This is a genomic window from Thalassobacillus devorans (assembly GCF_011761345.1).
GTDB lineage: Bacteria > Bacillota > Bacilli > Bacillales > Halobacillaceae > Thalassobacillus > Thalassobacillus devorans.
In genome coordinates this window covers 55,216-81,413 of record NZ_JAASRY010000004.1, presented here as the reverse complement: position 1 = coordinate 81,413, position 26,198 = coordinate 55,216, and the positions used below count along the sequence as shown (strand labels likewise).

General features: G+C 41.0%; 31 protein-coding genes, 1 tRNA gene and 1 riboswitch. Of the genes, 17 read left to right on the top strand and 15 right to left on the bottom strand.

The window, feature by feature from the left end:
- Nucleotides 1-20 precede the first annotated feature (20 nt).
- The 10 genes from FHS45_RS13520 to comGA all read right to left on the bottom strand — a co-directional run bounded on the left by FHS45_RS13520 (nt 21) and on the right by comGA (nt 5,335).
- A complete protein-coding gene (locus FHS45_RS13520; RefSeq protein ID WP_062446698.1) occupies nt 21-260 on the bottom strand; it encodes a DUF2626 domain-containing protein in 240 nt (79 codons plus the stop codon).
- 88 nt (nt 261-348) lie between these two features.
- The gene (locus FHS45_RS13515) at nt 349-1,029 is read right to left on the bottom strand and encodes a helix-turn-helix transcriptional regulator (RefSeq protein ID WP_166761418.1); all 681 of its coding nucleotides are present in this window, start codon (nt 1,027-1,029) and stop codon (nt 349-351) included.
- A gap of 294 nt (nt 1,030-1,323) precedes the next feature.
- Nucleotides 1,324-1,395, bottom strand: a tRNA-Gln gene (locus FHS45_RS13510).
- Between the two features lie 68 nt (nt 1,396-1,463).
- Entirely contained in the window at nt 1,464-1,769 is a 306-nt protein-coding gene (locus FHS45_RS13505) for a hypothetical protein (RefSeq protein WP_166761417.1), read from the bottom strand.
- 37 nt (nt 1,770-1,806) lie between these two features.
- Nucleotides 1,807-2,232 (bottom strand): competence type IV pilus minor pilin ComGF, encoded by a 426-nt coding sequence (locus FHS45_RS13500; RefSeq protein WP_062446694.1) that lies wholly within the window; start codon nt 2,230-2,232, stop codon nt 1,807-1,809.
- Nucleotides 2,213-2,545 (bottom strand): hypothetical protein, encoded by a 333-nt coding sequence (locus FHS45_RS13495; RefSeq protein WP_062446692.1) that lies wholly within the window; start codon nt 2,543-2,545, stop codon nt 2,213-2,215. The genes FHS45_RS13500 and FHS45_RS13495 overlap by 20 nt, the downstream gene beginning before the upstream one ends.
- Nucleotides 2,535-2,972, bottom strand: coding sequence for a competence type IV pilus minor pilin ComGD (gene comGD, locus FHS45_RS13490; protein WP_062446690.1), 438 nt, complete (start codon nt 2,970-2,972; stop codon nt 2,535-2,537). Before comGD ends, FHS45_RS13495 begins: the two co-directional genes overlap by 11 nt.
- Before the next feature lie 9 nt (nt 2,973-2,981).
- The gene (gene comGC / locus FHS45_RS13485; protein WP_062446688.1) at nt 2,982-3,293 is read right to left on the bottom strand and encodes a competence type IV pilus major pilin ComGC; all 312 of its coding nucleotides are present in this window, start codon (nt 3,291-3,293) and stop codon (nt 2,982-2,984) included.
- Between the two features lie 16 nt (nt 3,294-3,309).
- Complete coding sequence (gene comGB, locus FHS45_RS13480; protein WP_062446685.1) at nt 3,310-4,368, bottom strand: competence type IV pilus assembly protein ComGB; 1,059 nt, start codon at nt 4,366-4,368, stop codon at nt 3,310-3,312.
- On the bottom strand, nt 4,331-5,335 hold the full coding sequence (gene comGA, locus FHS45_RS13475; RefSeq protein WP_062446683.1) for a competence type IV pilus ATPase ComGA: 1,005 nt from the start codon (nt 5,333-5,335) through the stop codon (nt 4,331-4,333). Before comGA ends, comGB begins: the two co-directional genes overlap by 38 nt.
- Before the next feature lie 104 nt (nt 5,336-5,439).
- On the opposite strand from comGA, the gene FHS45_RS13470 reads away from it, so the two are divergent.
- Together FHS45_RS13470 and FHS45_RS13465 are read left to right on the top strand one after the other, a co-directional pair.
- Nucleotides 5,440-5,931 (top strand): shikimate kinase, encoded by a 492-nt coding sequence (locus tag FHS45_RS13470; RefSeq protein ID WP_062446681.1) that lies wholly within the window; start codon nt 5,440-5,442, stop codon nt 5,929-5,931.
- 51 nt (nt 5,932-5,982) lie between these two features.
- On the top strand, nt 5,983-6,156 hold the full coding sequence (locus FHS45_RS13465) for a YqzE family protein (RefSeq protein WP_082412084.1): 174 nt from the start codon (nt 5,983-5,985) through the stop codon (nt 6,154-6,156).
- 24 nt (nt 6,157-6,180) lie between these two features.
- Here FHS45_RS13465 and FHS45_RS13460 read toward each other — a convergent pair whose 3' ends face one another.
- Both FHS45_RS13460 and FHS45_RS13455 read right to left on the bottom strand, forming a co-directional pair.
- The gene (locus FHS45_RS13460) at nt 6,181-6,987 is read right to left on the bottom strand and encodes a YqhG family protein (RefSeq protein WP_062446679.1); all 807 of its coding nucleotides are present in this window, start codon (nt 6,985-6,987) and stop codon (nt 6,181-6,183) included.
- Nucleotides 6,984-8,627: a DEAD/DEAH box helicase gene (locus FHS45_RS13455; protein WP_062446677.1), complete on the bottom strand. Its 1,644-nt coding sequence runs from the start codon at nt 8,625-8,627 to the stop codon at nt 6,984-6,986. Before FHS45_RS13455 ends, FHS45_RS13460 begins: the two co-directional genes overlap by 4 nt.
- A gap of 164 nt (nt 8,628-8,791) precedes the next feature.
- A riboswitch (glycine riboswitch) is annotated at nt 8,792-8,882 on the top strand.
- A gap of 281 nt (nt 8,883-9,163) precedes the next feature.
- Between FHS45_RS13455 and gcvT the strand changes: the two genes are divergently transcribed.
- From gcvT to gcvPB, 3 genes are read left to right on the top strand one after another with little or no spacing between them, the layout of a single operon-like run.
- A complete protein-coding gene (gcvT, locus tag FHS45_RS13450; protein ID WP_062446675.1) occupies nt 9,164-10,267 on the top strand; it encodes a glycine cleavage system aminomethyltransferase GcvT in 1,104 nt (367 codons plus the stop codon).
- A 25-nt stretch (nt 10,268-10,292) separates the two neighbouring features.
- Nucleotides 10,293-11,642, top strand: coding sequence for an aminomethyl-transferring glycine dehydrogenase subunit GcvPA (gene gcvPA, locus FHS45_RS13445; protein ID WP_062446673.1), 1,350 nt, complete (start codon nt 10,293-10,295; stop codon nt 11,640-11,642).
- Nucleotides 11,635-13,098: an aminomethyl-transferring glycine dehydrogenase subunit GcvPB gene (gcvPB, locus tag FHS45_RS13440; RefSeq protein WP_062446671.1), complete on the top strand. Its 1,464-nt coding sequence runs from the start codon at nt 11,635-11,637 to the stop codon at nt 13,096-13,098. The genes gcvPA and gcvPB overlap by 8 nt, the downstream gene beginning before the upstream one ends.
- A gap of 66 nt (nt 13,099-13,164) precedes the next feature.
- Here the strand turns inward: gcvPB and FHS45_RS13435 are convergent, their stop codons facing one another.
- On the bottom strand, nt 13,165-13,536 hold the full coding sequence (locus tag FHS45_RS13435) for a rhodanese-like domain-containing protein (protein ID WP_062446668.1): 372 nt from the start codon (nt 13,534-13,536) through the stop codon (nt 13,165-13,167).
- Between the two features lie 676 nt (nt 13,537-14,212).
- Between FHS45_RS13435 and FHS45_RS13430 the strand changes: the two genes are divergently transcribed.
- The 3 genes from FHS45_RS13430 to FHS45_RS13420 all read left to right on the top strand — a co-directional run bounded on the left by FHS45_RS13430 (nt 14,213) and on the right by FHS45_RS13420 (nt 18,391).
- On the top strand, nt 14,213-16,780 hold the full coding sequence (locus FHS45_RS13430) for a vitamin B12-dependent ribonucleotide reductase (protein ID WP_062446665.1): 2,568 nt from the start codon (nt 14,213-14,215) through the stop codon (nt 16,778-16,780).
- 174 nt (nt 16,781-16,954) lie between these two features.
- Nucleotides 16,955-17,383: a transcriptional regulator MntR gene (mntR, locus tag FHS45_RS13425; protein ID WP_062446661.1), complete on the top strand. Its 429-nt coding sequence runs from the start codon at nt 16,955-16,957 to the stop codon at nt 17,381-17,383.
- Nucleotides 17,384-17,500: 117 nt separating this feature from the next.
- Complete coding sequence (locus FHS45_RS13420) at nt 17,501-18,391, top strand: patatin-like phospholipase family protein (RefSeq protein ID WP_062446659.1); 891 nt, start codon at nt 17,501-17,503, stop codon at nt 18,389-18,391.
- A gap of 16 nt (nt 18,392-18,407) precedes the next feature.
- Here FHS45_RS13420 and FHS45_RS13415 read toward each other — a convergent pair whose 3' ends face one another.
- Both FHS45_RS13415 and FHS45_RS13410 read right to left on the bottom strand, forming a co-directional pair.
- Complete coding sequence (locus FHS45_RS13415; protein ID WP_062446656.1) at nt 18,408-18,803, bottom strand: SA1362 family protein; 396 nt, start codon at nt 18,801-18,803, stop codon at nt 18,408-18,410.
- 33 nt (nt 18,804-18,836) lie between these two features.
- Complete coding sequence (locus FHS45_RS13410; protein ID WP_062446654.1) at nt 18,837-19,781, bottom strand: DUF1385 domain-containing protein; 945 nt, start codon at nt 19,779-19,781, stop codon at nt 18,837-18,839.
- Nucleotides 19,782-19,928: 147 nt separating this feature from the next.
- Here FHS45_RS13410 and FHS45_RS13405 point away from each other — a divergent pair, with 147 nt between their 5' ends.
- From FHS45_RS13405 to spoIIIAE, 9 genes are all read left to right on the top strand, one after another.
- The gene (locus FHS45_RS13405; protein ID WP_062446650.1) at nt 19,929-20,438 is read left to right on the top strand and encodes a YqhR family membrane protein; all 510 of its coding nucleotides are present in this window, start codon (nt 19,929-19,931) and stop codon (nt 20,436-20,438) included.
- Between the two features lie 72 nt (nt 20,439-20,510).
- Nucleotides 20,511-20,954 carry a type II 3-dehydroquinate dehydratase gene (gene aroQ / locus FHS45_RS13400; protein WP_062446648.1) on the top strand — a complete coding sequence of 148 codons (444 nt, stop codon included), beginning with the start codon at nt 20,511-20,513 and terminating at the stop codon, nt 20,952-20,954.
- Nucleotides 20,955-20,956: 2 nt separating this feature from the next.
- Entirely contained in the window at nt 20,957-22,018 is a 1,062-nt protein-coding gene (locus FHS45_RS13395) for a M24 family metallopeptidase (protein WP_062446646.1), read from the top strand.
- A gap of 29 nt (nt 22,019-22,047) precedes the next feature.
- Entirely contained in the window at nt 22,048-22,605 is a 558-nt protein-coding gene (gene efp, locus FHS45_RS13390) for an elongation factor P (protein ID WP_062446644.1), read from the top strand.
- Nucleotides 22,606-22,948: 343 nt separating this feature from the next.
- Nucleotides 22,949-23,917, top strand: a complete 969-nt coding sequence (gene spoIIIAA, locus FHS45_RS13385) for a stage III sporulation protein AA (protein ID WP_166761416.1) — start codon at nt 22,949-22,951, stop codon at nt 23,915-23,917.
- Nucleotides 23,862-24,374, top strand: a complete 513-nt coding sequence (gene spoIIIAB / locus FHS45_RS13380) for a stage III sporulation protein SpoIIIAB (RefSeq protein ID WP_062446638.1) — start codon at nt 23,862-23,864, stop codon at nt 24,372-24,374. The genes spoIIIAA and spoIIIAB overlap by 56 nt, the downstream gene beginning before the upstream one ends.
- Nucleotides 24,375-24,391: 17 nt before the next feature.
- Complete coding sequence (gene spoIIIAC / locus FHS45_RS13375) at nt 24,392-24,598, top strand: stage III sporulation protein AC (protein ID WP_028783177.1); 207 nt, start codon at nt 24,392-24,394, stop codon at nt 24,596-24,598.
- Nucleotides 24,599-24,604: 6 nt separating this feature from the next.
- Complete coding sequence (gene spoIIIAD / locus FHS45_RS13370) at nt 24,605-24,994, top strand: stage III sporulation protein AD (protein WP_062446637.1); 390 nt, start codon at nt 24,605-24,607, stop codon at nt 24,992-24,994.
- Nucleotides 24,995-25,020: 26 nt separating this feature from the next.
- Nucleotides 25,021-26,187, top strand: coding sequence for a stage III sporulation protein AE (gene spoIIIAE / locus FHS45_RS13365; protein ID WP_062446636.1), 1,167 nt, complete (start codon nt 25,021-25,023; stop codon nt 26,185-26,187).
- Nucleotides 26,188-26,198: the final 11 nt, after the last annotated feature.

Sequence of the window (26,198 nt, the reverse complement as noted above, 5' to 3'; positions counted from 1 at the left end):
GTTAAGGATAACAGATTTTTTTAGTGGAAGCCTGGTTGTAAAATGAAAGTGGTGTAATACGTAAACCCAATCATAAATACTGTCAGGTAGGCGCCGAATATGTACATATACATACGTTCTGACAGTTTTAAGTAGCTTACTGTAAGGAAAAAAGCCGTTTGAACTAAGAATAATAAAGCCGATTCATTCATGTCGCCCACATAAAACATGACGGTAAAGATACCAGTCCAAAAGGCAAGCACGCGGAACATACGATCCATGCTTTTCCCCCTCCTTTTCTTCGATGAAACTATCATAGATATTATAAACGACTACTTAAAGAATGTAAAATGAATCATCGGAAAATTGTCAGATTTGTGCTTTGTATAAACAGTTTGCACAACCATCCATCATATTATGCTCTTCTTTTAACACAATATCCTGGAACATCGCTTCAAACATACCTTTTAGAAAATGACTATGCATATCACATACCAGTTGTTTCTGATAAGAGGCTACTTCCTTGAAAGGACAGTTGTTTACAGTAAAAACGATTGTATCATCTGTCTGGTGGTGGAACTCCGGAAAGAGCCCGGTCATTTCAGCTGCAGCTTTTAAAACTTCTAATTTTCCAGCACGATTTAAATGGCTTGCATGCGAAGCTTCCCTTTCCACCATTTCTTTACCAAATTTTTTCCCGGTTGTATAAAGTGCTTCCTGTCCGGCTTCCCCCATACCTGCAAAAGCCTCAAAAGCGATTTGAGCCAGTAATTGATAATCCCTGAAAGGGAAATGTAATTGGACTACTTCCTTGGAAAGATTATAGACTCTGCTTGGTCTTCCGCCGCGTCCTGTTTTCTTAGTGTGTGAATGAAGCATATTGACATCTTCCAATTTTGATAAATGGAGACGTGCAACATTCGGATGAATTTCAAAAGCCTCTGCGATATCCTGGACGGTAACCTCTGCATTTTTTTTTACTATAAACTCATAAATATGAAAGCGGGTCGGATCACTTAACACGTTAGTAATTTTCAAGGTCTGTTCCATGGACAGTCACCCCTTGTAATAGGTTTGCTCTCATTATAATATAAACAACATGCATTGTTATCAAAAGGGAAAGAATGTTAAAAAACGTACACAAATTGAAAATATAAAAAAACCTTTCTTGTTCAAATTACTTTGATCATAAGGAGTATTGTGCCATTTTGGGAGAATGCAGGGCGGGGGGAGGGCAAAGACTTAAAGTGATGACCCGTCACGAATGGAAAGATAATAAAACAGCAAAAAAGAAAAATGCTTCCGAACAGTTAACCTATTCGAAGGCATTTTCCTATGATATAGCTGGGCTAGCTGGATTCGAACCAACGAATGACGGAATCAAAATCCGCTGCCTTACCACTTGGCTATAGCCCATTAATGCTGATGTGGTCTTAGTTTGTTCCTGTGATTAAAATTTATACACGATTATTTAGTAAAATTCATTATATTTTTGTCTCATATCTTCGGTTTAAATTTTTTCTTGTTCCATCTTTAGTCAGGATCGATAGTTGAAGAAAGTAGGTTCGTTCTTCTATCCGTACATACGTAATAATAACTTCTCCATCCGGAAAAAAGTACGTGGTTTCGCCGTTTTCCGGTGGTTCCTGATGTTGCTTCATCTCATGTCCAAACTTTTCCAGACCAGACTGGAATAAGGTATCGATGACGATTTTTTTAACATGCAAGTCAGTATTATATTGATGGTTTTGATATAAGTGAATGGAGGCTGAGGTAACCGTCAGAAACATTAAAGCCAGCAAGAAAACAATAGGATATATAAACCCGTTATGGGGAGGAGAATGAATAAGCTTGCAGGATCTTTTCATATTCAACCCTTCCTTGATCAGTGATTTTTATAACGAGCAGATTATTATTTACAAAGAATTGCACATCCATGACCCCTGTTATTAAAGTTTCATGGCCACGTCCTCCAACCTGTCTTCGGATAGTGGTTCCGTATTTCTCAATACTGATGATTTCATCATCTGGTGACTGGAATGTGACTTGAGTGGCCGTTACGGTCTTCAAGTCATTGTAAGATAATTCATCTGATAGGAAGTGGAAAAGTTGATGAATGCTAAGCTCCTGGTTATGGTTGTCGATGGACAGTAGTTGAAAGGTAGGAGAGAGAAGGGCAGTAAGTAAGGAAAAAATCAACAGACTGATGATTGTTTCTGCAAGCGTATAGCCGTTATGTCTCCCGGTACCCATAAAGACAAACACTTTCCCTCTTATTTTGTTTACTTATCCAAGTGGCACACCCTTTTAAAAGCTCTCCATGCGATTTGAATGTTATCTCAATTACTGTAAATTCTTTAAGACTGTAACTCTTATCAATTATAGGAGATTCATTTACTTCCCTTACTAATTCATTATGGAGAATAGATACTGCCTTTCTTTTATCAGCAAGATCCGCCTCCTCTAAATTTACTTTCATCAGAATCGGGAGGGAGCTTAGTAATATCATAAGCAACAAGCCAAAAGCGAATATTACTTCTACCAAAGTAAAGCCATTATATTTCATACATATAGCACCTGCTTTTTCCAAAGGGGAAAACTACCCTGTAGGATTTGCTGTTCGTTTTTATACGCATACTGCCTGGACTATAAATAGTTCCATCAGAGGAAAAACGAACAGGCACTTTCAATGTTTGCAGTTCTAGCTTAATGGTATCGGGAATGGAACGCTCCAAAACTTTCCGCTCGGTTTTTGTTTCTAATAAAAAATATTTTTGTTGTGAGGGAAGGATCATCAGATCATAGAACGCCTGATTTGTCATCGATAGCTGTTGGGTAAGTAGCACGTCATCTTCGAATTGTTGATAAAACGTTTGAAAAGTAAGAGCATCGACAGTTTTACTATGGAAGGGGACTGCAATAGCTATTACAACACTGAGGGTTAATAAAACAATTACCGTTTCAATTAAGGTGTAACCGTTTCGAGTTGACATAATTATATTCTAGCTACCTGCAGTTGTGGTTACTTTACCATTGACCACTTCAAGGGTTTCTCCGTTAGGACATTTGGTTTGTGATTCTGTTAAGTATTCTCCTCCAACTAATGCAGAAACATCTGAAGGGAGTTCACTGTTCGCTATATAATAAGACTGAACTTGTGCTTCTGCCAGTTTAACCAGAGCTTCGCATCCTTTATCGCGTACCATCGAGTTATTATTACTGACATTGGGTATTGTAATGATTAATAACACGGAAATTATGAGCAGTACAATCAGCATTTCAATCAGCGTGAAGCCTTTTTCGTTTTTAAACATATGGTTTACTTCCTCTCTATAGTTGGTTCATCCATTGATACATTGGCAGCATGATCGATCCATAAATAAACAGAATAAAGACCGCAATGATGACGAAAAATATCGGCTGAATGAGTTCGAGTGCTTTGTTTAGTTTCTGTTTAGTCATTTCGGTAAGCATTTCGGCAAGCACTGCTAAATCCCTCGTCATTGTTGTGAGGTCTGCAGTTTTATGAAATATAGTGGTCAATTCTGCGCGAAACAAAGGGCATTGATGGATGGCCTGGGCAAGTGTTGCACCTTCTTCAAGCTGATGTAAGATGTGCAGGGAGTGGTGAGCGAGAAGGGGATAATGATTTTGACTGCTAATCACATGTAAAGCCTCTTTCATGGAGGTTCCGGTAGAAAGAATCGAGTGAAAATGGGTCGCAAATAAAAATGTAAGTTTGATCTTTTGATAATCCCTTATGAGAGGAATTTTTTCGAATAGTTTAATTTGGCTGTTGATAGAAAGTTTCTTGTGTTTAAACTTCCATAACAAAGCGAGGAAGATGAGAAGGAGCAGAAAGACTTTACTGGTACCAATGACAAAGCTGACCAAATTTACAGCAATCTGCAAGCCTATGCTTTCCTGGCCGGATCGGAACAAATCAAGCAACGCTGGAAAAATCGTCTGATCCATGACGACCAGCATAATAACCAAAAAGATACTTAAAAAGATTGGATATCGAATAACCTGTTTGAATTTATTGACATAGGTTCTATCTAATTGAAGCATTGTACTGCACTGATGGAAAACTTCATCAAGGTTGCTGTGAATTCTGGCAAAATATAAAAAGGAGACTACATTTTTGGAAAATCCTGATTTTTTTAGACAAACATCAATTGGTCTGCCATTTTTAAGTTCTTTGATTATTTCTGCAGTTATATCAGCAAAGCGTTCATCCCAGGTCACTATTTCAAGGGCTTCGAGCAAAGGATAGCCTTTGTTTAAAAGACGGCTCATTCTTTCTAAAAATTGTAATTGAAGCGGATAAGGTAAATTTTTGGTGGCGGGATTAGGAAAAAATTTCGTCAGGAAGGTATCCAAAGGCATATGCTTTTCTCCTTAAATGATCAAACGAATTAAAATAAGATTGGGGAGGGATTGTATGGTGATGAATCGTATAGTGCAGAAGATCTCCATCCAGAAGCTCCAGGATAGCCGCTCGTCTAGGCAGGTGGGCTGCAGCGGAGATTGGCACAAGCTGCTGAGAGGCGATAGAAATTAAAGTTTGTTCTAAATCAATGGTTTGAATCCCCATTTCTTTTAACCTCAATATTGTTCCGAGTGCATCTCTTGCATGCAAACTGGATAGGACAAGATGACCGGTGTGGGCAGCGTGAAAAGCAAAGTGTGCGGTTTGTTTGTCACGAATTTCTCCCACCATGATTAAATCTGGATCATGGCGCAATGCTGCCTTCAGGCCCGCATCATATGTTATTCCGGCACGTTCATTTACTTGGACCTGGATAATGTTTTCCATGTCTTTCTCGATCGGGTCTTCCAAAGTTATAGCCTGATAGGAATTTTCTTTTATTAGTGCCTGGATAAGTGCGTAAAGAGTAGTTGTCTTGCCGCTTCCCGTCGGTCCTGTGAATAAAATCATGCCACTTTGATGACCGAGCCATCGTTTAATACGTTGATATTGGGAGGGAAACAGGAACAGCTTGTCCAGGGAAAGGGAATCCGTCTGAGGAAGAATCCGGATAGCGAGACTCTCATTTGATTGAATAGGCAGCGTGGAGAGTCGTAAAGAGAAAAGATGTTCTTTGTTTCTAAAAGAAAGGGAACCATTTTGAGGTTTTTTAATTTCTCCAATATCCATCCCGGAGGAGAACTTGTAGTAGGAAAGTAATTTAGCGTAAACTTGGGTGGAGATGGCAGAATGGAAAATCCGTTTTCCGTGGATTCTAAAATGAATATCGACCTTTTGATGATAGGGGGAGAAATGAAGGTCAGAAGCAGTGGATTGGATAGCGGCAATCAGCAGCTGGTTGGATAGGTTGGCAGTTGCACTCACTTGAATTTATCACCTCGCTAATAATGTTTAGTTACATATTTCGACAAAAGACTTAAAATTCCTGCTTATATTCAAAAAATATTTACAAAGGGGAGAACAAATATATGAAGACTATTTATTTAATAGGGTTTATGGGGTGTGGAAAAACAACCGTTGCAGAAATATTATGTGAGAAACTCGATGTCACATTAATTGAAATGGACAGTTTAATTGAAAAAAAGGAAGGGAGAGCAATTAAAGAGATATTCGCTGAAAATGGAGAAGCATATTTTCGTAAATTGGAAACTGCTTTGCTTGAAGAGATACCTTTGGAAAATGTGGTGGTTTCCACCGGGGGAGGAGCTCCAATAAATCCGCTCAATCAAAAATTAATGCGACGGGGTACCGTGATTTTCCTTGATGCCAGCTTCCAGGTAATCCAGAAGAGGCTGTCACAAGATGAAAATCGTCCCTTATGGAAAGGAAAAGAGCAGGAAAAAGAGCGTCTTTTACAAGAGCGCTGGCCAATTTATCAGCAAGCTGCAGATATTACCATTGATGTCGAGGATAAGTCACCGGAACGCATTGCAGACGAGATTCTGAATGTATGGAAATAATTATTTCAGTTCATACTAACAATGATTAAATTTTCACTAAGGGTGAGCTGAATGTCCGGAAATGATTATGTTAAATATGTAACAGAAGAGTTCGTCCGCTATATGAATTTAACTAAAGAAGAAAAACATAACCGAAAAAGGCAAAAAATTAAGCAGCCAAAACGGAACAAGTGGTTTGGCATGTTGCCATTTGCCATGAAAATGCTTTTTAATCGCCATAAATAAGGCTGTCTCTCAATGGAGGCAGCCTTATATTATGATTTGATTGGTGGTAGCCTGGGTAAAATAGAACAACCCGCCATTAATAACATCTACGGTAACTTTGGGGGTAAACCTCCCTTTCAGCGCTTCGAGCTCTTGTTCCAGCAATTTTCTTTCTTCTTCATTCTCTTCCTTAAAAAAAGCAGAAAGCAACTGCTTTTCTTCGTGTAATGCTTCCATCGCCTGACTCGCCCAGGTACGATCCTGACTTTCAATATGCCGGTGAATGTAACTAACTATCCGCTGATAACCACTTGGAATCCGAATTAACGGCGTCATGGGAAAGGTGAAATCAGATATCGTGGTTTCTAACGGGTAATTTTCTATCCGTTCCATAAAAGAAGGCGCCATGGTTCCGTGTATAAGGTTGAGCCCTATTGATAAGAGTTCATCTTTTTTTTGCTTCCCGAAGTAACTGATTCTCAAGTTTGTAACCAGCCATGGTACCAAAGGGCTTTGTTGATCTGTAATTGTGACTGCTTCATAAAGCTTCGTAAACCGGCAGTTGTCTTGTAGAAAGCGGTATAACTGACGTAAACGCGGGGAACCGGAATGAATATACTCCCCTTTTTCTTCGCTAAGGTCAGGGTTGGTAATCAGCGTGAGTGACATGGGGTCTCCTTGCCGGCCCATCTTTTTGATGTAATGCCAGTAAAAAGGCCTGTTCATTAGTGCTTCGTCCATTTTGTCGGTCAATTGAATGACTAAGCGTCCGTTCTCATCTGAAAGGATAGGACAGTCATATTCATGGAAAAAACTTCTGATAAACTGTTCATGTGCGGCAGCTTCTTTCACGATGATGACCTCCGTTCTGTTTCAGAATGAGAAGAAATGACAGATGCCAGGTTGTTCAATTTTATTTTAGCTTCACCATAACTGGAGGACTCAGAATAAATCGCTTCGATTTCGTGGCCCAAATCTTTGATGTCCAAGTCTTCCAAAATATGATCCAATTCCCCAATGGCATTTTCGAATAAACTTATTTTATCGTATAACAAGTTCAAAATATGCTCTTCTATCGTATTTTTGATAGCGAAATTATAAATTTGCACATTCTTTTCTTGACCAAATCGGTGAATACGTCCAATTCGTTGTTCCAAACGCATCGGGTTCCATGGGAGATCATAATTGATCATGTTTCTACAAAATTGTAAGTTTATTCCTTCTCCAGCAGCTTCTGTCGCGATCATGACTTGTGCATGATCACGGAACAATTGCTTCATCCAGTCTTTTTTACTTCGTTTAAAGCCGCCACGAAATGGTACTGAAGATATCCCATGCTGCTGTAGGTACCATTGTAAGTAATATTGGCTGGCGCGATATTCAGTGAATACAATGAATTTTTCATCAGACTGCTCGATAATCTCCACCATACGTTTCGCTTTGGCGTGGTGGGGGAGTTGTTCTACCCCTGATATTAAATCATGTAAAGGACCGGTATTTTCAGGATCTCCTAATTTATCATACATTTGCTTGCTGGATAGGTAGCAGGCTTCCCTGGAAGAACAAAGTTCTTTTGCCAATGTAAGATATGTGAAAGAAGGATGGGTTCCCTTAATTGTTTCAAGTTTTTCGTAAACTTGTTGTTCCTCTTCCGAGAATTCGATCCACTCTGTCTTGACCATACGCTTTGTATCCGCAAGTCCTGTGTCTTGTCTGCGATTGCGGATCATTACCTTGCTGATCAATTTTTTCAAATGAACGTTTCCATCCAGATTACCCATTTTCTTTCCATATTCCTTTTTGAAGGAGGACAAATCTCCGAGATAGCCGGGCTTTAAAATCGATACTAAGTTGAATATATCGGTTATCCGGTTTTGTATAGGTGTAGCTGTTAACAATAAACAATACTTTTTCTGCAAAGCTTTGACGAACTGATAGTTTTTGGTAGCTGGATTTTTTAGTTTATGTGCTTCATCAATGATAATCAGGTCATAGGGTATGGACAGAATTTCACTATAATGAGGGTCTCTTTTCGCCATATCTATGGATGTAACCATAATATCAGCATCTTTCCAGGCGGGATTTTTCCGCGGAGCATATGCTTGGATGTGAAATTTTTCATGTAATTCTGTGACCCATTGATTAACAAGCGATGCCGGTGTAAGAATCAGTACCTTATTGACCATTCCACGAATCAAGTATTCTTTTAAAACCAATCCAGCTTCGATTGTTTTTCCCAAACCTACCTCATCTGCAAGTATAGCTCTACCCTGCATTTGATGAATAATTTCTTCCGCGGCTTCTTTTTGGTGGGGAAGAAAATCAATATGAGGCAGATGGCTTAAAGCTACCAGTCCTTCAAAATCGGGGACAGAAGAGGATTTCGCTGCCTGATAAGTAAGTTTGAACTGATTCCAACTGCTGATTGCATCAGGATTGGCCGCCTCTTTTGCTAACTGTTCCCCATATTTTTCGTCTAATAAGATTTCCATTCTATAGAAGCCTTCCTTTCCCTGTGCTCTGTTATCAGATAAAAGGTTCAAAATTATTTTTAAAACCTCATGGAGCATGTGATATAATGTTTGTGACAAAATGACAGATTTTTCACAGCTTTTATTGGTTAGTATGCCCAATTGAAAAATAAATACTACCGCGAATGACTACAGGGGGAGAGACTACGTTTGTAGCGCCGAAGGAGCAAACATATAGCATGTGAATCTCTCAGGCAAAAAGACCCCTGTGTGACGCACCTCTGGAGAGTGTTCAGATTAGTGAACCACCCAAGAAGCAAGCCAGGTTTGTCAAATGCATATGAATGCGTTTACAATTTCAGGTGAAACTTTCTGGTGAACGGACAGAGTATCCCATACATTGCCGTGGGATATCTGTCTGTTTTTTTATACTTTATGAAAGTTTATCTTTGTTAAAGGGTTAAAGTATAAGAAAACATTTAGACTTTCGCCATAAGTACTTGGAGACAAGTCAAGTTTTACTATTGTGATAATCAAACTAGTAGAGGAGTGTTCGTATGGCTGATTTGAAAAGGACGCCGTTGTTTCCAGAATATGAAAAGCATGGAGCAAAGACGATTGATTTTGGTGGATGGGATTTGCCTGTCCAATTCTCTGGAATCAAGGATGAACATGAAGCGACTCGAAACAAAGCAGGACTTTTTGATGTCTCTCATATGGGAGAAATTTTTGTGGAAGGACCCGAAAGTGAGAACTTCTTACAAAAAATGCTGACGAATGATGTTTCAAAGTTAGAACCTAAAAAAGCCCAATATACCATTATGTGCTACGAAAATGGTGGAACTGTCGATGACTTGATTGTTTATCAGCTGGAAAAGGATAAATATTTGCTAGTCGTCAATGCTGCAAATGTAGAAAAAGATTATCAGTGGCTGGAGGATCATTTGATTGATGGTGTTTCACTGAAGAATGAGTCTGATTCCTATGTTCAACTGGCTCTCCAAGGACCAGTTGCTGAAAAAGTATTGCAAAATCTGACTACGCTTGATTTATCAACAATCAGATTTTTCCGTTTTGAATTTCCTGTTTCTTTTGAAGGTGTAGCAGATGACGCTATTGTTTCAAGAACCGGGTATACCGGAGAAGATGGCTTTGAAATTTATATACCAAAAGAGTCAGGTCCGCTTCTCTGGCAGAAGATTATTCAGGCTGGTGAACCTGAAGGGGTCAAACCGATCGGCTTAGGAGCAAGAGACACGTTAAGGTTTGAAGCCAATCTTGCTTTATACGGCCAGGAGCTCTCTCCTGAGATTTCTCCACTTGAAGCGGGGGTAGGGTTTGCTGTCAAGTTGAAGAAAGAAGCAGACTTCCTTGGTAAAAAAGCCCTTTTGAAACAGAAGGAGAATGGCCTGGAACGGAAACTTGTTGGAATAGAAATGCTAGACAAAGGTATTCCTAGAACTGGATATAAAGTTTTATCCGGAGAGAATGAAATTGGATTTGTAACCACCGGTACACAATCCCCTACATTAGGGAAAAATGTTGGTCTGGCTTTGCTGAATGTAGACTATACCGAAGTCGGGACTGTGGTAGAGGTGCAGGTCAGAAAGAGAAGATTGAAGGCGGAAGTTGTAAAGACACCATTTTATAAACGCGGATAATACAAACAGGGCAGGGGGATTTATCATGGAGTTTCGTTATTTACCGATGACGGAAAAAGATAAACAGGAAATGTTAGATACGATAGGAATCAGGAAAACAGAGGAGCTATTTGAAGATATCCCTGAAAAAGTAAGGTTCAAAGGGGAATTAGGTATCAAGCCTCCTTCAAATGAGTATAACCTTACCAAGGAATTGACCGAATTGGCTAATAGGAATGTCAATTTGAAGTCACACACTTCCTTTCTCGGAGCGGGGGTCTATGATCACTATATTCCGTCGATTGTAGACCATGTGATTTCCCGGTCAGAATTCTATACCGCATATACGCCTTATCAACCGGAGATTTCGCAAGGCGAATTACAGGCAATCTTCGAGTTTCAGACTATGATTTGTGAGCTGACAGCAATGGATGTCGCAAACTCCTCCATGTATGACGGCGGGACTGCACTGGCAGAAGCGGTAAACCTGAGTGCTGGTACAACCAGAAAGAAAAAAGTGATTGTATCAAGTACGGTTCATCCGGAATCACGTGCTGTCATTCAATCCTATGCAAACGGTCCTGGAGTGGAAATTATTGAAATCGGTCATGAAAATGGGGTAACAGATTTAAAAGCATTGGAAGCTGAACTTGATGAAAATACTGCTGGTGTAGTGCTTCAATATCCGAACTTTTTTGGTCAAATCGAACCGTTGGCAGAAGTTAGAGAGTTATTGGATACCCAAAAGAAAGCGATGATGATTGTTTCCAGCAACCCACTCGCATTAGGTTACATGACCCCACCTGGTGAATTCGGGGCGGATATCGTCGTCGGTGATGCCCAGGTATTTGGAATCCCGGCACAATATGGCGGGCCTCACTGCGGTTATTTTGCCACTACGAAGAAATTGATGCGCAAAGTACCTGGCCGCCTGGTAGGGCAAACAAAAGATGAGCAGGGACGAAGAGGGTTTGTGTTGACTTTACAAGCCAGGGAACAACATATTCGTCGTGATAAAGCGACATCCAACATCTGTTCCAACCAGGCTTTGAATGCTCTTGCGTCCTCGGTTGCCATGTCCTCGTTAGGTAAACAGGGAGTTAAAAAAATGGCATGGACCAATATTCAGAAGACCGCATATATGAAGAAAGCATTAGAAAACAATGGAGTGAATGTCGCGTATACAGGTCCGTTTTTCAACGAATTGGTCATAAATTTAGGAACCGATGTCCAGAAAGCAAACAAAAAACTACTGGAAAAAGGATTTATCGGGGGCTATGATCTGGGTGCAAGCTATAGCAAGTTAGCAGGACACATGCTGATCGCGGTGACAGAGATTCGGACAAAAGATGAAATCGATAACTTCGCGCAGGAATTGGGGGATATAAATGGCTAATCAAGATTTTCCACTCATATTTGAACACAGCCAAGAAAGTCGCACAGGATTCAGTCTACCGGAAATGGACGTTCCTGAAGTAGATTTAACCGATATGTTTGACGAGAGTTATATCCGTGAGACGGAAGCAGATTTGCCGGAAGTAAGTGAATTGCAGATCATGCGGCATTATACTGCTTTGTCTACCCGCAACCACGGAGTAGACTCTGGCTTCTATCCGCTTGGTTCTTGTACGATGAAATATAATCCGAAAGTGAATGAAGATATCGCGCGATTGACTGGTTTTAGTCATATTCATCCTTACCAGGCTGAAGAAACCGTCCAGGGTGCATTAGAGCTGATGTACGATTTACAAACAATCCTGGCTGAAATTACTGGCATGCACACAGTAACCTTACAGCCTGCGGCAGGGGCACATGGGGAATGGACAGGTCTTATGATGATTCGTGCCTTCCATGAAGCAAATGGTGATTTTGGCCGCACGAAGGTAATCGTACCTGACTCTGCCCATGGGACGAATCCTGCCTCCGCTACCGTTGCTGGTTTCGAGGCGGTGACAGTGAAGTCTGATGATCGTGGTCTTGTTGACTTGGAGGATTTGAAACGCGTCGTCGGCGAAGATACAGCAGCACTGATGCTGACTAATCCGAACACGCTTGGCCTATTCGAAGAACATATATTGGAAATGGCAGAGATTATCCATGATGCAGGTGGAAAGCTCTATTATGATGGGGCCAATCTTAACGCTATTCTTGGTTATGCTCGTCCTGGAGACATGGGATTCGATGTTGTGCACTTGAACCTTCATAAGACATTCACCGGCCCACACGGCGGGGGAGGTCCTGGTTCTGGACCTGTAGGCGTAACAGAAGAATTTGCTGCCTATTTACCTAAGCCGGTTTTAATTAAAAGGGGAGAACAATTCGGTTTTGATTACGATCGTCCTAAATCAATTGGCCGTGTGAAGCCGTACTATGGTAATTTCGGTATTAACGTTCGTGCTTATACTTATATTCGTACCATGGGAGCGGAAGGGCTGAAGAAAGTAAGCGAATATGCTGTATTGAATGCAAACTATATGATGAGACGTCTGGAGAAGGAATATGACTTGCCGTTTAATCAGCATTGTAAACATGAATTTGTATTATCAGGAAAGAGCCAGAAGAAATTAGGGGTTCGAACTCTGGATATTGCAAAGCGTCTGTTAGACTTTGGATACCATCCGCCAACTATCTACTTCCCGTTAAATGTGGAAGAAGCGTTGATGGTAGAGCCAACGGAAACGGAATCGAAAGAAACTCTCGACGCATTCGTTGATGCAATGATCCAGATTTCTAATGAAGCGAAAGAGGATCCTGAAATTGTGCAGGAAGCACCTCATACGACCGTGGTGAGTCGTATGGACGAGACTACAGCAGCAAGAAAGCCTGTTCTTCGTTATAACAAAGATAGCTGATAAAAAGAACAACAAAAAAGCATCCAAACAGGATGCTTTTTTGTTATGAGAAACATGAGATTCATATTAACCTTTTTTAATTTTTCCGCCCCAGTGCTTGAATCCGCCTTTTAGCTGATTCAAATCGCGATATCCTTTTTTATGAAGAATTGCAGCTGCTCGGGCAGAACGTGAGCCACTTTGACAATACATGTAAACTGGCTGATCTTTACGCAGTTCGGTTAGGCGGTGATTCAGTTGGGATAAAGGAATGTTACGTGCTCCAAGAATGTGACCGCCTTTGAATTCCTTCGGTTCCCTGACATCAATGAGTTGCGCTTTCCTGTAGCCTTGTCTGAATTCATCTTCAGTCAATGTTGTCAGGATTTTACGTGTTTTGAAAAATCTATATAGCCCAAATCCAATTAATACGATGAGCGTAATGATTAATAATTCCATTTGGTTCCTACCCCCATTTGTCTATTCCCTTATCTATTATATGGATGTTTGACCAACTTTTCAAAGAGTTTTTATAGAAAAGCTCTGTTAATTCTCAGAGCCGATTTTACAATTAAAGATTCCTTTAAATGAAGACTCAGTTTCGAGATATGTTGTTTCCGTTACGGTAGTAACGGTTTGGAGGTCAGGGTAATTACTCGCTTTCCATGGGCATACGGTGAGCTTCCTCGGGCTTAAAGCCCTGCGGGATCTCACCATGTACTATTCTCCCATCGAAGTCTCGCAATTTCCCGGCCCTTTAATTGAATAGACCTTTTATGGTAAATTAACAACAATGTTTAACAGAGACTAACAAAATTATGTATCATCACGAAGTAAGGTTGTGGTGAAAAATGTCATATCTTGCAAATGATAAAAAAGTTTACCTGCGAGGAAAAAGGGCATATTAACTTATTTTATCTCTGGTTCTCTATCTTTTTCGCATGTTTTTAAGATTGACAAAAACAAACCTCTTCGTTCTAAACACAATATCTGGTGTTATTTTTAAAAAAAGAACACAATATATTGATTAAGATTCTTTTTATGTGGTATGTTACTTGTAGAATAAAATAAACAGACAACAAGAAGAATACCATCATTTCGTTATAAAATAAATAGATAAGGGAGAGGTTCATTGATGCCAACTACTGCTGAATCTCATACAAACATTGACGTAGAGCGGTTGAATAAAGATATTCGACAATTCCCTCAGGTTCATGAGATTGAATCGGATATGAAAATTACACATAAAGGCGTATCGCGTCTTGTCATGCTGGATCGATACGCCTTTAAAGATACAGAAAGATTGACTTTAGGCGAAGGGGATTTTGTGGTACTAACAGTGAAGGAAGATCCGAATTTCCCTGCACGTGGTCTGGGGTTCATTGAATCGATTGACTGGGAAGCGAAAAGGGCGAAAGTCAAGGTTGAACAGGAATTTGTTCATGTACTGGACAATGAGGAAGAACGCGAAACAGGGATAATAACACGGAATATGGATACGATTGATAAGCCGTTGGAAATATTTTACGAACAAATTGCTATGCGTAATGCAACCGGATTGGCGGAGGTAGAAACAGATCCGGAGAAAAAGCATACCTGGTATCAGGAATTTTATAATGAACTCTCTGAATTGAATTTTGTACCGGCAGGCCGAGTCCTCTATGGAGCGGGTGCCAATACTGATGTTACTTACTTCAACTGCTACGTCATGCCGTTTGTACAGGATTCCAGAGAAGGAATATCTGATCATCGAAAGCAAGTGATGGAAATCATGTCCCGTGGAGGTGGCGTCGGAACGAATGGATCGACATTACGGCCGCGTAACGCCTTGGCGAGAGGCGTAAATGGGAAGTCCTCTGGTTCCGTATCCTGGCTGGATGATATTGCCAAGCTAACCCACCTGGTCGAGCAGGGCGGATCAAGAAGAGGGGCTCAGATGATTATGCTTGCGGACTGGCATCCGGATGTTCTGGAATTCATTATTTCGAAGATGCAGAACCCCCGGATTCTCCGTTTCTTGATTGAGAACACGGAAGATGGACAAATTAAGCGATTAGCTCAGGAAAAACTGAAGTTCACTCCTTTAACAGAAACAGAGCGTGATATGTATCAAAGTGTTGTGAACTATAAAAACATGCCGGGCTATGGCGGTTTTACAGAACAGGCTATTAGGGAAGCGGAAGAAAAGCTGTTGACCGGAGGGACTTATACCGTTCATAACCCGGATTTCCTTACAGGAGCCAATATTTCCGTCTGCATCACTAAAGAATTTATGGAAGCAGTAGAGAATGACGAAGATTACCATCTTCGTTTCCCGGATGTGGAAAATTACACTCCTCAGGAAATGGATGAATATAATGCTGAATGGCATAAAGTTGGCGACGTACGGGAATGGAAAGCCAAAGGATACGACGTTCGTACGTACAGGAAAATCAAAGCAAAAGAACTGTGGAATTTGATTAACATCTGTGCCACTTATTCGGCAGAGCCTGGCATCTTCTTTATTGATAATGCTAACGAAAAAACGAATGCTACTGCCTATGGACAAAAAGTAGTTGCAACCAACCCTTGCGGTGAACAGCCTCTTGCTCCTTATTCTGTTTGTAACCTTGCTGCCGTCAATCTGGCAGCGATGGCGGACAAAGAGAATAAAAAAGTCAATTACGATAAATTGAAGAAGACAGTAGAAACCGGCGTGCGGATGCAGGATAATGTCATCGATGCGACGCCTTACTTCCTGGAAGAGAACCGTAAGCAGGCGCTTGGTGAGCGTCGTGTCGGTCTGGGTGTCATGGGGCTTCATGACCTGCTAATCTACTGTGAAACGGAATATGGTTCAAAAGAAGGCAACAAACTGGTGGATGAAATTTTTGAAACGATTGCCACCACTGCCTATCGTGTTTCTATTGAGCTGGCGAAAGAAAAAGGGAGCTTTCCTTATTTGATAGGAGATACCGATAAGGAAACGGAAGAATTACGCCAGCAGTTTATCGATACAGGGTATATGAAACAAATGCCAGAGGATATTCGGAAAGCAATTCTTGACCATGGCATCCGCAACTCCCACCTGTTGACTGTAGCGCCTACTGGCAGTACAGGTACGATGGTAGGAGTTTCAACAGGACTTGAGCCGTATTTCTCTTTTTCTTACTACAGAAGTGGACGATTAGGTAAGTTCATAGAGGTGAAAGCGGACATCGTCCAGGAATACTTGGATCACCATCCTGAGCAGGATCCTGACCACCTGCCTGATTGGTTTGTAACTGCGATGGGGTTATCGCCGGAAGCCCATGCGGATACCCAATGTGTGATCCAGCGCTGGGTCGACAGTTCTATCTCTAAAACTGTCAATGCTCCAAAAGGTTATTCTGTCGAGCAGGTGGAAAGTGTGTACCAGCGTCTGTATCGTGGAGGCGCCAAAGGTGGAACGGTTTATGTCGATGGCAGCCGTGATTCACAGGTACTGACGCTTAAAGCCGAAGAAAATGATTTTGAGGGCGAACAGACAGAATTTGAATTTGAAGAAGATAAAAAACCTCGGGTAGTATTAATGGATACCGTACAGGAATTAACAAAAACGGATGTAACGATTGGTTCAGAAGTTGGAAACACTTGTCCGGTATGCCGTAAAGGAAAAGTGGAAGATATTGGCGGTTGTAATACTTGCACGAATTGTAATGCCCAGTTAAAGTGTGGGTTATAATTTAAGTAATGAACCCTGCGGCAATTCAGCTGCAGGGTTTTGCTATTCGAATAAATAAACCGGGCGAAAAGACTTTCCGATGGTTATTCTGATAGGGTCTTTCTTGTCACTTTTTAGAAATTAGTGTATGATTTTTATTATACATATCCAGATAGGCAGTATTGGGGGATTAGCATGCCGACACCGAGTATGGAGGACTATATTGAACAAATATATATGCTGATAGAGGAGAAGGGATATGCACGGGTCTCTGATATTGCAGAAGCGTTGAGTGTCCACCCTTCCTCTGTAACAAAAATGGTACAGAAATTGGATAGGGACCAATACCTGAATTATGAAAAATACCGGGGTCTTGTTTTAACGGCGAAAGGTAAAAAGATAGGAAAGCGTCTCGTTTACCGGCATGAATTGTTGGAACAATTCCTCGAAATCATCGGTGTGGATGATGAAAATATCTATGAAGATGTTGAAGGCATCGAACACCATTTAAGCTGGAACTCCATCGATCGTATAGGTGACCTGGTGCAGTATTTTGAAGAAGATGAAACAAGAATTAAAGGGCTGCGGCAAGTACAAGAAAATAATGAAAAAGAAACCACATAAAACCAAGCAGTAAAGACGTACCTTGAAGAAAGGGCGTCTTTTTTTCGTGATTTTTCGGTTCTATACGAGCCTGTAACTCCTTATATATGAAACAAATGGCCTCTAAGGAGGGGACCTATGAAAATCGATGGTGTTTTTTCAGGGGGCGGGGTAAAAGCTCTTGCCTTTGTGGGAGCGTTGCAGGTGGTGGAAAATAGAGGTTATACCTTTCAAAGGATGGCTGGAACCTCTGCGGGAGCAATCACCGCCAGTCTGCTTGCAGCAGGATATCGTGTCAATGAACTTGAAGCTGTCCTCAGAGAATTAGATTTTGAAACATTCGTCGACCCTCCTTTGGTGGACCGGCTTATCCCTTTTACCAAATGGTTGTTATTGTATTTTCGCATGGGTTTATATAAAGGGGATCGGCTTGAACGTTGGTTATATGACCGTCTTGCGGCTAAGGGTATCTATACGTTTCGTGATCTGCCTGATGGAAAACTGAAGATCATTTGTTCTGACTTGACCCTTGGGAGGATATTGGTTGTACCTGATGACTTAGAGACCTACTATAATATTGACCCTTACCAATTTCCAATAGCGAAAGCCGTAAGGATGAGTGCGGGACTTCCCTATTTTTTTAGTCCAGTCAAATTACAAGGCAAGGGAAACGTCAAATCTATCGTAGTAGACGGTGGATTGCTTAGCAATTTCCCGATTTGGTCACTGGAAAATCGTGATGGCAAGCGGATCAGACCTATACTGGGAATGAAACTTAGCAATCCACCCAACCAGCTGCCGGAAAGGAAAATCAATAATTCAATCGAAATGTTCCATGCGCTTTTTTCTACTATGAAGCAAGCGCACGATGCGCGGTATATTTCCAAATCTAAGAGTGCAGATATTCTCTTTATTCCAGTAACTACAATAGATACAACTGATTTTCACTTGAATGAGAACCAAAAAGATGAGTTGATTCAAATTGGAAGAGAGCATGCGGAAATTTTTATGGGAAAATGGAGAAAATAAAAAATCGAGCTTCATCTTAGGATGAGGCTCGATTTTTTTTCTTGTTTTTATTGCCTTCGATAACTCGCAGGTGTGCAGCACTTGTTTTTCGTTTCTTTTTATTCAGGACAGGGGATGGATTGAAGGTAGATTTTCCAGTAGGTTTTGTACTACTTTCATTCCCTTTGTACTTCTTTTTCGACTGCTTGACAGCTTGTTTGTATTTTTTCATTTCATCTGATGACCCACCTCTTCTTTTCATCAGAAAATGATTAAGCACGAAGTAAAGAACTGCTGCGACACCTACCATAATCAACAGGTTTGTCAAAAGACCCATGGCATCTGTCGCCAGTTTCATTACCAGACCAACGACTGCAAGCCCAATCAAAATATAAATGACAGGAGTCATACGACTGCGTGGCATGATTTTCATGTGCCTCCCTTCCATTTTCAAATCGTTAAGAGATCACCCTACTATCTGTATACCACCTTTTCGGTCATTTTCATCATTTTCAAGCACTTTTTTAAAAGAATGTAATGCAACTTCCACTTGATCGTCTTTTGGTTCCTTGGTTGTCAGGAGCTGCAGCCACAGTCCTGGGTAACCTAATACCTTTAAAAGGGGAACGTTTCTTACTTTATTCGTTAGTTGTAAAACTTCAAAGGAAAGCCCAATAACGATCGGTATGAGAAAGATCCGGTTAACGATCCTCCACCACAGTGGATCTGTGGCAACAAACATATAAACAAACATCCCAACGATAACTGTAAATAAAATAAAGCTGGATCCACAACGGTAATGCAGACGTGATTGCTTTTGTACTCCTTCTACGGTCAGTGGGGCCCCATTTTCATACGCATTAATTACTTTATGTTCAGCCCCATGATACTGGAATACTCTCTTAATAATGGGTGTCATGGAAATGAAGTAGATATAAGCCAGTAATAAAATGAGTTTGAATAGGCTTTCCAATGCGACCTGGCCGAACCTTCCAGAGATGACAGGTTCAAAGAAGTCAGCTACTAAAGCAGGAGTAACCGTGAAAATAAGTTTTCCAAAGAAAAAAGATAATACACCAATGGCCCCCACACCTAAAATCATAGCTAATTTAGAAGACTCTTCTTCTTTTTCGATCTGCTCGTCATCATCTGGGTGTACATCGTATCTTTCAGTAGAAAAGTTTAAATGTTTGGTTCCATTTGCGCTTGCTTGAATGAGAGAAACGAGACCTCTTAATAATGGGATCTTTTTTAAACGATTTGCTATTTTAGATTCTTTCCGTTCCAGCTCAAAATATTCAATACTTTTATCTTTTCTACGTATGGCAGTTACATAGCTTTTTTTACCGGCGAACATAACGCCTTCTACTACAGCCTGCCCGCCGTATGCTGTTGCTTTTTTTTCGGACATAGTACACCAACCTTACGTTGTAATTTACCTCTTATCTTATATTTTACAGCAAATCCCATAGTATCACTAGCCCCTTTTCTTCATATGAGCCCTGTTTAAGAATTATTTGATGCTAAAGGGAGAAACTAGCAGATGGAGGTGTTGAAGATGGATAAGACACAATTAGAACAAAACCAACAGGAAAAACCAATAAGTATCTTGAATAAATCTTTACTGACCGGATTTGTCGGCGGAATGGTATGGAGTATATTCGGGGCACTCTCTTACTATTTTAATTTTACGGAAGTATCGCCTGCTTCATTCTTAATTCGTTCATTCTGGCAGACTGGCTGGACAAGTTCCTTTTTAGGGGAAGTACTGGGAGTCATTGGTGTTAGCCTGATATCCATAGCAGGTGCCCTTGTTTATTACCTAGCTTTGAAAAAAACAAATGGTATTATGCCTGGCGTATTGTACGGGGGAGCCGTGTGGGGGATCATATTTTATTTATTGAACCCAATTTTTGCAGCTGTTCCTGCTCTTCCGGATATGACAAGCGATACGATTATCACAACGATTTGCTTATTTGTTTTATACGGTGCCTTTATCGGGTATTCCATATCATATGAATATCATGATCTTAATCAGCCAGCTGATGGTGATGCTTCAGGGAAATGATTATTACTAGCCTATGGAAGTATGATAAGATTGATTTGTGTGAATATTCTATGAAGCAATGGAGAGATCATGATGAAACGCTTGCTGGTTTTAAATGGACCAAACTTAAATTTATTAGGAAAAAGAGAGCCGGGTATATACGGGCATGGCACACTGGATGATGCTGTAAAGCTGGCAAGAGAAACTGCTACTGAAAAGGGAATCGAAGTGGATGAATATCAATCGAACCATGAAGGTGAGCTGATCGATGCCATTCAACAGGCAGAAGGAAAATATGAAGGTATAATTTTTAACCCTGCGGCATATACGCATACGAGCATTGGCTTGCGGGATGCTATCAGTGCTATAGAAGTTCCTGTAGTGGAAGTTCATATTTCAAATGTCCATCAGCGGGAATCATTCCGGCATCATTCGATGCTGGCCCCAGTCTGCCAGGGGCAAATCGTCGGATTCGGCCTCCTTGGTTATCGCCTGGCTGCGTTAGCATTAATAGAAAGTCTCGAAGGGAGAAGATAAATATGGATAAGATGAGGGGAATTAGACAAAGCATACAAGACATGGACTTGGACGCCATATTAGTAACGAGTGATAAAAACAGACGGTACCTGACCAATTTCACCGGAACTGCCGGGGCAGTACTAATCACAGCGGAAGCTGCGTTGCTCATTACGGATTTTCGTTACACGAAACAGGCTGAGGAACAGGCGAAAGGTTATGAAATAGTGGAACATAAGCAGTCATTAGTCGACGAGATTGCTGCCCAGGTCGACCGATTAGGAGTGAAGACTGCCGGTTTCGAACAAGACTTACTTACATATGGCAGTCATCGTCAGTACGAAGAGAAGTTAGGCGCTGAGCTCGTACCTACCTCTGGTCTGGTGGAAAAGTTGAGGTTGATAAAGACAGATGAAGAGATTAATATATTAAAGGATGCTGTTAAAATCGCAGATGACGCTTTCGATCACATCCTTTCTTACATTAAACCCGGTATAAGAGAAATTGATGTGGCCAATGAACTTGAATTCTTTATGCGTAAGCAAGGAGCCACTTCCTCAAGTTTTGACATCATCGTAGCTTCTGGAGAAAGATCTGCTTATCCTCACGGTGTAGCTTCGGAGAAAGAGATCCAGTCTGGAGAACTTGTCACCTTGGATTTCGGGGCATTATATAAAGGTTACTGTTCTGATATCACCCGAACAGTTGCTGTAGGGCAGATCAGTGATGAGCTGAAGGAAATTTATGATACCGTACTAGAAGCGCAGTTACGCGGTATGAAAGGGTTAGCTGCTGGAATTACAGGCAAAGAAGCAGATGACCTGACACGTGATTATATTAAAGAAAAGGGTTACGGTGAATATTTTGGTCATTCTACAGGGCATGGATTAGGATTGGATGTTCATGAAGGTCCTGGTTTGTCACCTCGCAGCGACAAAGTTTTGGAAGCTGGAATGGTAGTCACAGTAGAACCTGGCATCTATGTGCCGGGAGTAGGCGGTTGCAGAATTGAAGATGATGCTCTTGTTACGGAAACAGGTAATGAGCGTCTGAGCCAATCACCTAAAGAATTAATTACGTTGTAAAGAGAACGCAGGGAAAAGGAGAGATTTTAATGATTTCAGTAAATGATTTTAAAACCGGTTTGACCATTGAAGTAGACGGAGAGATCTGGTCTGTTGTTGAATTCCAGCATGTCAAGCCTGGTAAAGGTGCTGCATTTGTAAGGTCAAAACTTCGTAATTTAAGGAATGGGAATATCCAGGAGAAAACATTCCGGGGTGGAGAAAAAGTAGAGCGTGCCCATATTGAAACGAATAAAATGCAATACTTGTATTCATCCGGCGGCGCCCATACTTTCATGGATAGTCATACCTATGAGCAACTCGAATTACAAACAAATCAAATCGAACGTGAACTTAAATTCCTGAAAGAGAATATGGAAGTAAGTATCCAAACCTATCAAGGAGAAGTTATCGGTATCGAGTTGCCAAATAATGTGGAACTTGAAGTTACAGAAACCGAGCCAGGTGTCAAAGGCGATACAGCAAGCGGTGGCACAAAACCAGCGACAGTCGAAACAGGACTCGTCGTACAAGTACCATTTTTCGTAAATGAAGGAGACACACTGATTATCAATACTTCTGACGGAAAATATGTTTCACGAGGCTAAATATAATAGTAGAGCTGTCCCTTAAGTCTGCAATAGACTTTCCGGGGCAGCTTTTTTTGTCAAAACCAGGCAGGCCGGAATTGAATGGCCTCTTGCTATTTCCCATTGCTAAGGAAATGTAAAGAGTTTCAGGGCCTGAAATTGTGCTGCATTCAAAGCAGCGTTTTCCATATTAACGAGCACACTAAAAGAGCACCAATCATGTACTGGTGTTCTTTTAGTTTGCTCGTTAATAGTTTACTGAACATAATCTTTCCGCTTCTGAGATAGTCATATACCATCTCGTGGTGCATACATTTACATTAAAGAGCTGGTAGATGGGGTGGTCTTGTTGAGAGAGATTGTGAATTTATTTCCTCCCGTTATGCAGAAGGCGCTTGAGGAAGCGGTGGACTGGAATACAGTTCATGAAATAAGGGTCAGAGTTGGACAGCCACTGGAGGTAGTCTACTACCAGGATTATACATGGCTAGAACATTTGGTTCCTACAGAAACGGAAAAAAATCATATTCTTAATCAAGTCAGTCAGTTTTCTCTTTATAGATTGGAAGATGAGTTGCGAGAGGGTTTTATCACAGTAAATGGGGGCCATCGGATCGGACTGGCAGGTAAAGTCAACACGAGCAATGGTGCTGTACAGGCTATCCGTTATATTTCTTCCTTTAATATTCGGATTGCAAGAGAAAAGCGTGGGGCTGCCCAGGGACTGATGGGTCGCCTTGTTCATAAAGGTAATTATTGCAATACGTTGATTATAGGGGCTCCACAGACTGGAAAAACAACTTTGTTACGGGATATTACCTGCCATATCAGTACTGGATGGAAAGGAGTCGCAGCAAAAAAAGTTGCTGTTATTGATGAGAGATCGGAAATAGGGGCCAGTATCCATGGGGTTCCTCAACTTGATTTAGGACGGCGGACGGATATTATGGATGCTTGTCCCAAATCAGAAGGAATGATGATGATGATCCGATCCATGTCGCCAGACGTATTGGTAGTCGATGAAATCGGACATCAACGGGATGTAGATGCTATTCAAGAAGCAATCAACGCCGGCGTAACTTTATATTGTACTGTGCATGGAAATAACTTAAAAGAACTACGAAAACGTCCTTCAATAAAACAGTTGCTGGACCAGCATGTTTTCAAACGGTTTGTCCTTTTACAGAAAAGCGGCAGTGGCAATCCAGCAGGCAGAGCGATGATTTTGGATGAAAGAGAGAACATCATGGATGTGACTGCAGGAGGGAATGCGCATGAAGTGGATAGGAGCCCTGTTATTACTAGCCGCCACCACATGGGTAGGGTTTGAGGTTGCACGCAAATTCAAACAGCGACCTAGACAAATTAAGCAATGGAAGCACGCCTTACAGATATTGGAATCAGAAATGGTTTATGGGCAGACCCCGCTCCTGGAGGCATGTTCCTATCTTTCTAAGCAGCTGCAGGAACCAATCTCCTGGTTTTTTCGGGAAGTAGCGTCAAACAAGCACAAAGGTGGGGTAGACTTCAGCCAGGTATGGACGGAAGAACTTGATCGTCATTGGGTCTACACTTCGCTAGGAGAAAATGAAAAGGAAATACTCAAACAATTTGGGCAGACGCTTGGACAACAGGATCTTATACATCAAAGAAAACAAGTACAGTTAGCATTAAGCCATCTGGACAGAGAGTTGGAAGAGGCTCTGAGTATTTATCATCAATACAACAAAACTGTCAAGGGACTAGGGTTCTTGACAGGATTACTTATCGTATTGTTACTCATCTAAGGAGGAGGCCGAAGATCGTGATCCAAGATGCAACGGTTTTATTTCAAATTGCAGGAATAGGAATTATCGTAGCAATGATTCATAGCATATTAAAGCAAATGGGAAAAGAAGAAATTGCCCAAGTGGTTACCCTTGTCGGATTCATCATCGTTCTTTTTATCGTTCTGAATGGACTAGCTGATTTGTTCCAGCAAATCAAATCGGTATTTTTATTTCAAGGATAATTTGTAATGGATATCTTACAAATTGTGGGGATTGGAATTGTATCCAGTATATTGATATTGCTTTTAAAAGAACAAAAATCATCTTTAGCCTTCATGCTTGCTATCTTCACTGGGCTGATCATATTCCTGGCTCTCATCCAGCAAATCTCTCATATCTTTAAGTTGATTGATTATATGGCGGGAAAAGCGAACATCCATGGGGTGTATGTCGAGACAATCTTAAAAATAATCGGTATTGCTTATATTGCGGAATTCGGCGCTCATTTGACAAAGGACGCAGGGTTGTCTTCTATCGCTTCAAAAATTGAGTTAGCAGGAAAGGTATTCATTCTGCTCTTATCCATTCCAATTCTGACGGCTTTAATTGAAGCGATATTAGGGTTCTTCCCTGGATAATGATGATAGAAGGGGGATGGGCATAAATGAAATGGCCCTCCTTAGTTTTTTTAATAGTGATAGGAATATTGCTAGCACCTGACCCAATAGCTGCCGAGCCAAGTCAGCCGACTGGTCCCGAGCCACTGATGGAAAATATAGACTTTGGAGAATTAAATGAATATTGGAGTTCTATTGTCCGGGAGTATGGGGGCTATTTACCTGAATTGAAACAGATGAATATAAAGGATTTTGCCAAACAATCTTCTGAGTTGACGGTCATGGATTGGTTGAACGGGTTCCTTAAATATCTTTTTCATGAGCTGATTGCGAACGGGAAATTGCTGGGAAGTTTGATTTTTCTGACTTTGTTCATAACGGTCCTGCATACATTACAAAGTGCTTTTGAACAAACTGCTGTTAGCAAAGTCGCCTATATGATCGTTTACCTTGTGCTGATTATGCTTGCGCTAAACAGTTTTCATTTGGCGGTTTCTTATACCAGTGATGCTATCGATGCTATGAGTGGATTCATTATCGGGCTTTTACCATTGTTGCTTGGCATAATGGCAACGTTCGGACACTTAGTGTCTTTATCATTTTTTCATCCTATTATAATCTTTCTTATTCAGATAAGTGGTGTCCTTATATCGAAGGTGGTTTTACCGCTCTTTTACTTGTCAGCTCTCCTGTTAATGACAAGTTCATTGACAGACAAATATAAAGTGGATCAGCTGGCTCAACTGTTAAGAAATATTGGCCTTGGGCTAATCGGAACTTTCCTGACGATATTTTTAGGTGTTATTTCTGTACAGGGGGCAGCCACGGCCATACAGGATGGAGTGGCGATGAAAACGGCGAGGTTCGTTACAGGTAATTTTGTTCCTGTAATCGGCAGGCTGTTCACGGATGCAACAGATACAGTATTGGGCGCTTCTTTATTATTGAAAAACACAATCGGTTTGGCGGGTGTAATCATAGTGATTGGACTAGCTTTATTTCCAGCTCTAAAAGTACTGGCAATTGCGCTCACTTTTAAAATTGCAGCTGCAGTCCTTCAGCCAATAGGGAACGGGCCGGTAGTAACAAGTATTTCTATTATCAGCAAACATATCTTATATATATTTGCTTGTTTACTTACTGTTACCTTTATGTTCTTCCTGTTAATTGCCATATTAGTGGCATCCAGTAACTTGACCATGATGGTTCGATAAGGAGGAAAAAC

Bases quoted from the DNA above. Each gene is read 5' to 3' on its own strand.
- efp (WP_062446644.1), top strand. From the start codon at position 22,048: ATGATTTCAGTAAATGATTTTAAAACCGGTTTGACCATTGAAGTAGAC.
- FHS45_RS13455 (WP_062446677.1), bottom strand. From the start codon at position 8,627: ATGGAAATCTTATTAGACGAAAAATATGGGGAACAGTTAGCAAAAGAG.
- FHS45_RS13395 (WP_062446646.1), top strand. From the start codon at position 20,957: ATGGATAAGATGAGGGGAATTAGACAAAGCATACAAGACATGGACTTG.
- FHS45_RS13465 (WP_082412084.1), top strand. From the start codon at position 5,983: ATGTCCGGAAATGATTATGTTAAATATGTAACAGAAGAGTTCGTCCGC.
- spoIIIAD (WP_062446637.1), top strand. From the start codon at position 24,605: ATGGATATCTTACAAATTGTGGGGATTGGAATTGTATCCAGTATATTG.
- FHS45_RS13495 (WP_062446692.1), bottom strand. From the start codon at position 2,545: ATGAAATATAATGGCTTTACTTTGGTAGAAGTAATATTCGCTTTTGGC.
- mntR (WP_062446661.1), top strand. From the start codon at position 16,955: ATGCCGACACCGAGTATGGAGGACTATATTGAACAAATATATATGCTG.
- aroQ (WP_062446648.1), top strand. From the start codon at position 20,511: ATGAAACGCTTGCTGGTTTTAAATGGACCAAACTTAAATTTATTAGGA.
- FHS45_RS13515 (WP_166761418.1), bottom strand. From the start codon at position 1,029: ATGGAACAGACCTTGAAAATTACTAACGTGTTAAGTGATCCGACCCGC.
- FHS45_RS13430 (WP_062446665.1), top strand. From the start codon at position 14,213: ATGCCAACTACTGCTGAATCTCATACAAACATTGACGTAGAGCGGTTG.
- gcvT (WP_062446675.1), top strand. From the start codon at position 9,164: ATGGCTGATTTGAAAAGGACGCCGTTGTTTCCAGAATATGAAAAGCAT.
- gcvPB (WP_062446671.1), top strand. From the start codon at position 11,635: ATGGCTAATCAAGATTTTCCACTCATATTTGAACACAGCCAAGAAAGT.
- FHS45_RS13435 (WP_062446668.1), bottom strand. From the start codon at position 13,536: ATGGAATTATTAATCATTACGCTCATCGTATTAATTGGATTTGGGCTA.
- spoIIIAB (WP_062446638.1), top strand. From the start codon at position 23,862: ATGAAGTGGATAGGAGCCCTGTTATTACTAGCCGCCACCACATGGGTA.
- FHS45_RS13505 (WP_166761417.1), bottom strand. From the start codon at position 1,769: ATGTTTCTGACGGTTACCTCAGCCTCCATTCACTTATATCAAAACCAT.
- FHS45_RS13420 (WP_062446659.1), top strand. From the start codon at position 17,501: ATGAAAATCGATGGTGTTTTTTCAGGGGGCGGGGTAAAAGCTCTTGCC.
- FHS45_RS13500 (WP_062446694.1), bottom strand. From the start codon at position 2,232: ATGGGTACCGGGAGACATAACGGCTATACGCTTGCAGAAACAATCATC.
- spoIIIAE (WP_062446636.1), top strand. From the start codon at position 25,021: ATGAAATGGCCCTCCTTAGTTTTTTTAATAGTGATAGGAATATTGCTA.
- FHS45_RS13415 (WP_062446656.1), bottom strand. From the start codon at position 18,803: ATGAAAATCATGCCACGCAGTCGTATGACTCCTGTCATTTATATTTTG.
- comGC (WP_062446688.1), bottom strand. From the start codon at position 3,293: ATGTTTAAAAACGAAAAAGGCTTCACGCTGATTGAAATGCTGATTGTA.
- FHS45_RS13520 (WP_062446698.1), bottom strand. From the start codon at position 260: ATGGATCGTATGTTCCGCGTGCTTGCCTTTTGGACTGGTATCTTTACC.
- gcvPA (WP_062446673.1), top strand. From the start codon at position 10,293: ATGGAGTTTCGTTATTTACCGATGACGGAAAAAGATAAACAGGAAATG.
- comGB (WP_062446685.1), bottom strand. From the start codon at position 4,368: ATGCCTTTGGATACCTTCCTGACGAAATTTTTTCCTAATCCCGCCACC.
- FHS45_RS13410 (WP_062446654.1), bottom strand. From the start codon at position 19,781: ATGTCCGAAAAAAAAGCAACAGCATACGGCGGGCAGGCTGTAGTAGAA.
- comGD (WP_062446690.1), bottom strand. From the start codon at position 2,972: ATGTCAACTCGAAACGGTTACACCTTAATTGAAACGGTAATTGTTTTA.
- FHS45_RS13405 (WP_062446650.1), top strand. From the start codon at position 19,929: ATGGATAAGACACAATTAGAACAAAACCAACAGGAAAAACCAATAAGT.
- FHS45_RS13470 (WP_062446681.1), top strand. From the start codon at position 5,440: ATGAAGACTATTTATTTAATAGGGTTTATGGGGTGTGGAAAAACAACC.